Source organism: Thiocapsa sp. (assembly GCF_011390875.1).
GTDB lineage: Bacteria > Pseudomonadota > Gammaproteobacteria > Chromatiales > Chromatiaceae > Thiocapsa.
Genome location: NZ_JAABRP010000254.1, coordinates 1 through 5,968, shown reverse-complemented (window position 1 = coordinate 5,968; position 5,968 = coordinate 1). Strand labels below are relative to the sequence as shown.

At 63.6% G+C, this 5,968-nt stretch carries 7 protein-coding genes; 3 read left to right on the top strand and 4 right to left on the bottom strand.

Annotated elements, in window-relative coordinates; all coding sequences use genetic code 11:
* Window positions 1–94 precede the first annotated feature (94 nt).
* Window positions 95–499 (top strand): PF20097 family protein, encoded by a 405-nt coding sequence (locus GPT33_RS16460; protein WP_296811025.1) that lies wholly within the window; start codon window positions 95–97, stop codon window positions 497–499.
* Window positions 500–514: 15 nt separating this feature from the next.
* On the opposite strand, the gene GPT33_RS16455 is transcribed toward GPT33_RS16460, so the two are convergent.
* Window positions 515–997, bottom strand: a complete 483-nt coding sequence (locus tag GPT33_RS16455) for a DUF2939 domain-containing protein (protein ID WP_093186974.1) — start codon at window positions 995–997, stop codon at window positions 515–517.
* Between the two features lie 194 nt (window positions 998–1,191).
* On the opposite strand from GPT33_RS16455, the gene GPT33_RS16450 reads away from it, so the two are divergent.
* Together GPT33_RS16450 and GPT33_RS16445 are read left to right on the top strand one after the other, a co-directional pair.
* Complete coding sequence (locus GPT33_RS16450; protein ID WP_296811019.1) at window positions 1,192–2,481, top strand: multifunctional CCA addition/repair protein; 1,290 nt, start codon at window positions 1,192–1,194, stop codon at window positions 2,479–2,481.
* A gap of 11 nt (window positions 2,482–2,492) precedes the next feature.
* Entirely contained in the window at window positions 2,493–2,744 is a 252-nt protein-coding gene (locus GPT33_RS16445; RefSeq protein ID WP_296811016.1) for a hypothetical protein, read from the top strand.
* A 549-nt stretch (window positions 2,745–3,293) separates the two neighbouring features.
* Here the strand turns inward: GPT33_RS16445 and GPT33_RS16440 are convergent.
* The 3 genes from GPT33_RS16440 to GPT33_RS16430 all read right to left on the bottom strand — a co-directional run bounded on the left by GPT33_RS16440 (window position 3,294) and on the right by GPT33_RS16430 (window position 5,812).
* Window positions 3,294–5,249 (bottom strand): DUF4268 domain-containing protein, encoded by a 1,956-nt coding sequence (locus tag GPT33_RS16440; protein ID WP_296811013.1) that lies wholly within the window; start codon window positions 5,247–5,249, stop codon window positions 3,294–3,296.
* A gap of 85 nt (window positions 5,250–5,334) precedes the next feature.
* Window positions 5,335–5,619: a type II toxin-antitoxin system PemK/MazF family toxin gene (locus tag GPT33_RS16435; RefSeq protein WP_296811010.1), complete on the bottom strand. Its 285-nt coding sequence runs from the start codon at window positions 5,617–5,619 to the stop codon at window positions 5,335–5,337.
* Window positions 5,609–5,812, bottom strand: coding sequence for a DUF2281 domain-containing protein (locus tag GPT33_RS16430; RefSeq protein WP_296811007.1), 204 nt, complete (start codon window positions 5,810–5,812; stop codon window positions 5,609–5,611). Before GPT33_RS16430 ends, GPT33_RS16435 begins: the two co-directional genes overlap by 11 nt.
* Window positions 5,813–5,968 lie beyond the last annotated feature (156 nt).

Here is a 5,968-nt window from a genome sequence, read left to right as displayed (position 1 = left end):
GGCGGATGGCTTCGAGAGGCCCCGATGAAAGAGGCCCGCCGCCGCCGAGCGGCGGTTGTAGGATAGAGGGAATGGGTTTGAGGGGGACCGTGCCATGACGGCGAATCTGGCACTCTGGATCGGCGCAAGCGCCACCATCGCGGCCTTGGTGGCTCTCTGGGCGATCGTGCGTCATCTGCAAGGCAAGGCGTGCGAGGTTTCCGCAACCTCCGATCTCTGGTCGGGGCGCAACTACGCCTGCCCGGACTGCGGCACCGCGATGGAGGCCGGCTGGGTCATGCTCGGTAAGGGTGCGATCTGGTCATCGCGCGACAAGGGACCACCCGGAACCTTTGCGCACATCGGCAGCGCCCTGCCCAACACCATCAGCTTGTCGCTTCGGCCGGCGGCCAATATGGCTTGGCGATGTCCGAGCTGCCGACTCCTGTTGATCGACCACGGCAAGCTCGTGAAACCGGCGGCTGGGGGCCGCACCGCCGCCGCGGGTCGCGGCCGCTGAGGCAGCGGTGCTCACTCAGTCGATGATGTCGGTAATCTTCCAGTCCGTGCCCTGCAGCGTCATCCTCACATGGGTCGGCGAGCGGCCCAAGTCACCGATTCGGATCAAGAATCGGTTGTAGGACTCGAAAAAGGCGAAGTCGATCCCGCCGAGGAGGTAGGGCGGACTCTGGCCGGTGGCTCGCGTGACCGCGCCGCGCAGGGTATCGCGCACCCAGGGCAGGGTGATCGCCTGCTCGAGCGCCGAGTCGCCGAGGCGGTCGACGTTCTGGCGGATCCAGCTCATGACGCTTTCGGGATCGCCCGAGGGGAAGATGCCGTCGACGCCCGCGGTAACCCGCGCCTTGTAATTGGCACGAATCGCCGGCAGGTCCACCATCGTGGCGAGTTGAGCCGTGCCCTCTTGATTGATCGCCTCGTCGAGACGGAAGACCGTGAAATAGGGCCAGATGCCGTAGCCGATCAGCGCGAACAGGATCAGGTATCCAAAGAGTCGCATGGTCTTCGGGTCTCGAATGATGAAACGGACCGTGAATTCTACCCGCAAGCCTCTGCCCGGTATAATCCCGCGACCGGACAGACCGCAGAGACGAGGCTATCCATGCCGATCGCGACCCGCGCTCGAGACTTCCCCCGCACCCGTTCGGCTTTTTGGTCCGGTGCCGATGGGTCCTTAAGTGTCGGACCCTCGCCGTGAGCGCAACCGATGGACTGCAGACCTATCTTGTCGGCGGCGCCGTGCGGGACCGTCTGCTCGGGCGCGCGGTCAGCGAGCGCGATTTCGTCGTCGTCGGCGCCACACCCGATGATCTTCTGTCCCGCGGTTTCCAACAGGTCGGCAAGGACTTCCCGGTCTTTCTCCATCCACAGACCAAGGACGAGTACGCCTTGGCGCGCACCGAGCGCAAGACCGCGCCCGGTTATCACGGCTTTGCGGTGCACGCGGACCCGGAGATCACGCTCGAGGAGGACCTGCAGCGCCGTGATCTCACCATCAATGCGCTCGCCGAGGATTCGTCCGGTGTCCTGATCGATCCCTACGGAGGGCTGGCGGACCTCCAGGCGCGCGTCTTGCGGCACGTCTCCCCGGCCTTCGCGGAAGACCCGGTCCGGATCCTGCGTCTCGCCCGGTTCGCCGCGCGCTTCGACGACCTCGGCTTCCGTGTCGCGCCCGAGACCATGGATCTGATGCGCGAGATGGTCGCGGCCGGCGAGGTCGATGCCCTGGTCCCCGAGCGGGTCTGGAAGGAGTTGGCGCGTGCGCTCTGCGAGGATCGACCCTCGCGATTTTTCGAGGTCCTGCGCGACTGCGGCGCTCTGGTCCGGCTGCTGCCCGAGGTCGATCGGCTCTGGGGCGTACCGCAGCCGGCCAAATGGCACCCGGAGGTCGACACCGGCGTCCATGTCATGTTGGTGGTCGACATGGCCGCGCGGCTGTCCCCGGACCTGGGCGTGCGCTTCGCCGCGCTCTGTCACGACCTCGGCAAGGGCACTACGCCGAGCGAGATCCTGCCGAGTCATCGGGGTCACGAGGAACGCAGCGTCGATCTGCTCGAGGCCATCTGCGAGCGTCTACGCGTCCCCGTGCGTTTTCGCGAGCTCGCCCGCATCACGGCGCGCTATCACGGCCTCGTCCACAAGGTCGACGAGCTTCGTGCGACGACCATCCTCGATCTCCTGGAAGGCGCCGACGCCTTCCGTCGGCCGGAGCGCTTCCACCGGATGCTGACCGCCTGCGAGGCCGATTATCGGGGCCGCACCGGCTATGCCGACCGCGACTATCCGCAGGGCGAGACCCTGCGTCGGTTGCAAGCCGCCGTCGCTGCCGTGGACGTCGGGGCGGTCGCCCGCGCCGCACGCGAGCCGCGCCTCATCCCGGAGCATATCCGCGCGGCGCGCGTCGCCGCCTTGAAGACGGCCATGCGAAACGCGTCCGAAACGTCTGCAGGCTCTACAACCGTTCAAGAAGCATCCGACATATAGGCTACGAGTGCATGGCGGCCATTGGCGAAGCCTGCGCCGATCTCGGATCGACTCGCTCAAGCGGCGCACTGGGCTGGCTCCGTGCCGACCTGAAGTTTACGATCGACGAATGGGATGTCCTGAACGCCCTGCTGGCCGACCGGCTCGCTCCGAACGCCGATCTGCGCCTGATTCCCTTTCCGGCTCCGAGACGAAGCCACGGCGAGAGTGCTCAGCTTGACGGTTGTGGGGGATTAGGTGCAACTGCGCCCGGCACGACCTGAGGCAGAACAGTTTTCGATCCTTCGGCAGCGGGACAGCCTTTCCAGCGGTGTTGGGGTGATTCCGGTACGCAGGCCGAGTGTTGCCCCGACCTAGTCGAGCCTGGAAGTTCCCTGCGGAAAAGCCGTCAATCGCCGCTTGCCGGATTCACGCTCATGAGTTCTTCCAACTTGTCCATGAGCGTGAGCAAATCGCGACCTCTCCACTCGGGAGCTTTGCTCGCTAAGCTGCCATAAGTGGATGGTCGGACAAGTTCCTCCAGCTTCCGGTAGTGCCCGGTCGCGCTGAGGTAGTTGTCCCTGATGTACAAACTACTTTGTCCAGCTGATCTACCGAGTACCGTGCCGATCCCGAGCAGCTGAGGAATCGCGGGGCCTTCGAACCGGCGTGTTTCTGGTTTCCCCCACCCCCAATCGCCGGTCCACGCGAACCCTAGCGGCTCGATTCGTGCTTTTATATCTTCTAGCGTGATCATCCGGAGCTGTCTGGTCATTGTCGTTCACTTGGTGCGATGTTCAAGAAAAGGCTTTTATATTCAAATATCTGAGTTATCAAGGCGGCCTACCCTGGACATCACGCACACGGGGGGCGAGCGCCGAGTACAACCGCTCCATGCCATCAACGGCCTGTTCAATGGCCTGAGGCCAAGTTGATTCGTCGACCCAGCCGCCGCGAACAGACGTACTGATCCGGCACGCGCGTTTGTCGTCCAAACGCTGCCAGAGCAAAGGGCCTCCGAAGGCGTTCTCGATGTCGGCCTTATGGGAGAGGAGTGCGTCGTACAGCGCCTTGTTCCGTGATGGCTCGGGGGAGTCGATATACAGCTCTGCGCGGGTCTCGTCCTGCACGACGGTATAGTTCCACCACATTCCTTCGCGGCATCGACCTATCCAGTTGTATCGGCTTGGCGAGATGCTCGCGTGAAGGTCGCCGCGGGTCTTTGCGTGGTCGAGCAATCGGGTCCAGAAGGCCAGCCGCAGCGCATGCCGCGCCCCGTGTTCCGCGCCATTCCCGCACTCGTCATCGTCTTGTCCAACGATCGGCTCATGGACGGGCGGCTTCTCGCCATCGAGGTCCAAGCGCGACGGATTCCAGACCCACTCGGCGATCCGGATACACAGCTCCTGGCGCTCCAGCTGTTCCTCCGTGCCGAAGGTATCATAGGCCCGGAACGGCAGCCCGGTGCGGTCGATCAGGCCGAGAAAGGCCGGGTTGTTCCGGTACGCCTGCGGATGAAGACTGCGGGCGAGCAGGTTCGCCCCGTGCGCAGCGTAGGCGTCACGCTTGTTCTCATAGGTGGCGTCGTTGAGGCTCTGGTTGATGCCCCGTTGCAGCAGGAGCAGGCCGCCGATGCGGTTGCGCTCGGTCTCGAAGTCTGAAGGGTGCGTGAACCGGTCCGCGAACCGCTCGTATTTGTCCGCCCAGATATGCTCGATCTCGAAGGGTCGAGCGCGCCCCTCGGAGATCAGGTCCTCGAAGTGCGAGGCCACGCCGCACTGGGTGTCCACCCAATGGGTCAACCGCGCAAGGATGTGGCGTACCTGCCGATAGTTCTGCATGTGCAGTCGGAAGCGGGGCGCGCCGGCGAAGCTTTCCGGCTGCTCGTCGAGCTGGCTAAGCAGGTATTCGGAGAGAGTCGCAGCGTCGCGGTTTCGCAGCTCCTTGGTGAGTTGGAACAGGGTGTACTTCACCGACGAGTAGCTGATGGTGCGGAAATTCCAAATCCGCCGGGCGAGCCAGATGTCCAGGAAGTCGGCGATCAGTGCCACCTTGCGACGAGACACATCCGCCGGGTCGTCCGGGGTCAACGGGGCCAGCATGGTCTGGCTCTGCAGCGTGAAGCCACGATCGGCATTGTAGCGAATCGCCTCCCAGCCCGGCGTCAGTGTCTCGGCGGCACGGCGGATCTCCCCGTAACGCTTGGCGTAGAACTGTAGATCGCGTTTGACGAAGCGGGTGAAGCCGTCCTCGTCCACCAGGCTCAACTGATCCTTTTGATCACGCACCCAGCGGTGGAACTCAGAGCCGATGCGTTCGAAGTCCTTGTTCTCTGCCCCCTTCCTGCCGGGCCGGATGGTCTGAGCATGTCGTGCGCGCAGCCAATCCTTGAAGAAGTCCACGTCGTCCTCGGCCCCAATCTCGCGCAGGCGTTGCATCTGCGCTTTCCAAATGGCGTTGACGGCCCGCTGGTCGTCCTCGTGGGTGATATTGGCGAGCACGTAGCCCTTGAGCATGTCCGGCAGGCTGAGCGAGAGCCCGCGATCGTTCATGGTCTCGAAGATGGTGTAGGCGTCCTCGTCCGAATACGCCTCGATCGCGACCAGATGCACGTTGTCCAGCAGCCAGTCGATAAAGAACGGCAGAGCCGCATCGGCGATCTCCTGCGGGATGTGATCGACGATATCCGCGTACCGTGCGGCGAGATTGCGGACCGACTCAGTCTCGCCGTTCACCTCCGGAGTCTTCCCCTCCAGCAGGGCCTGCATGACGCCGGTGCGGTCCGGCACGTCGATGTTGAAGCTCTTGCGCCCGTATCGCTCGGAGTAGATCAGGTCGCGTACCTCGACCTGATCCGACCGGTCCGCCTGCAGGTTATGCAGAGTTGAGTCGGCCGAAACGACAAAGAATGAGCGATTTCTCCAGCGTGAACACCTTGTCGACCCGGATCGTGCTTGGCTTCGGGAGCTCGCCTTCCGAGAGCGCGTCGGCTGCAATGGCGAGATGAGGCTCGGGCTGTGGCGCGGAAGTCACCGCCAGCCCGATGAAATCGCCGTGATGGTCCGGCCGGCTCAGGACCAAAACAGGCCGCTTCTTCGTTGTGCTCAGGTCCGCATATGGAAAAGGCAAGAGCACGAGATCGCCGGGATCACAAGTCATTCCATGCCTCATCGTCAGCGCGATTGTCCCAGATTCGGGCCATGGCCGGCCCTTGTGCCGCCAGCAGATCCCTGTCTTTGGCCGACTTCAGGTGGTATTTGGTCTCGATGTAACCGATGAAGTCCAGGACCTCTTGGGCAAGCTCGTCCGGAGGCGTCTGGGCTTCTCGGTAAATCTGCTCGGCTATCGTCATAGGTGAGATCTCTAATGAGATGCGGAGAATTGCGGTTCGTTGGCGTCGCCGGGCATGCCCGCGCTTCCTCGAGAACGCGGATGCGGCCGGTGAGGAGGGCGTTCGTGATGCTTTTTTCGTCCTCGCCGCAGGAACCGCCCGACCACTCGGTAGCAT

What these genes read in the sequence shown, in the direction of transcription:
- GPT33_RS16460 (WP_296811025.1), top strand. Translation starts at nt 95, where the DNA reads ATGACGGCGAATCTGGCACTCTGGATCGGCGCAAGCGCCACCATCGCG.
- GPT33_RS16455 (WP_093186974.1), bottom strand. Translation starts at nt 997, where the DNA reads ATGCGACTCTTTGGATACCTGATCCTGTTCGCGCTGATCGGCTACGGC.
- GPT33_RS16445 (WP_296811016.1), top strand. Translation starts at nt 2,493, where the DNA reads ATGGCGGCCATTGGCGAAGCCTGCGCCGATCTCGGATCGACTCGCTCA.
- GPT33_RS16435 (WP_296811010.1), bottom strand. Translation starts at nt 5,619, where the DNA reads ATGACTTGTGATCCCGGCGATCTCGTGCTCTTGCCTTTTCCATATGCG.
- GPT33_RS16430 (WP_296811007.1), bottom strand. Translation starts at nt 5,812, where the DNA reads ATGACGATAGCCGAGCAGATTTACCGAGAAGCCCAGACGCCTCCGGAC.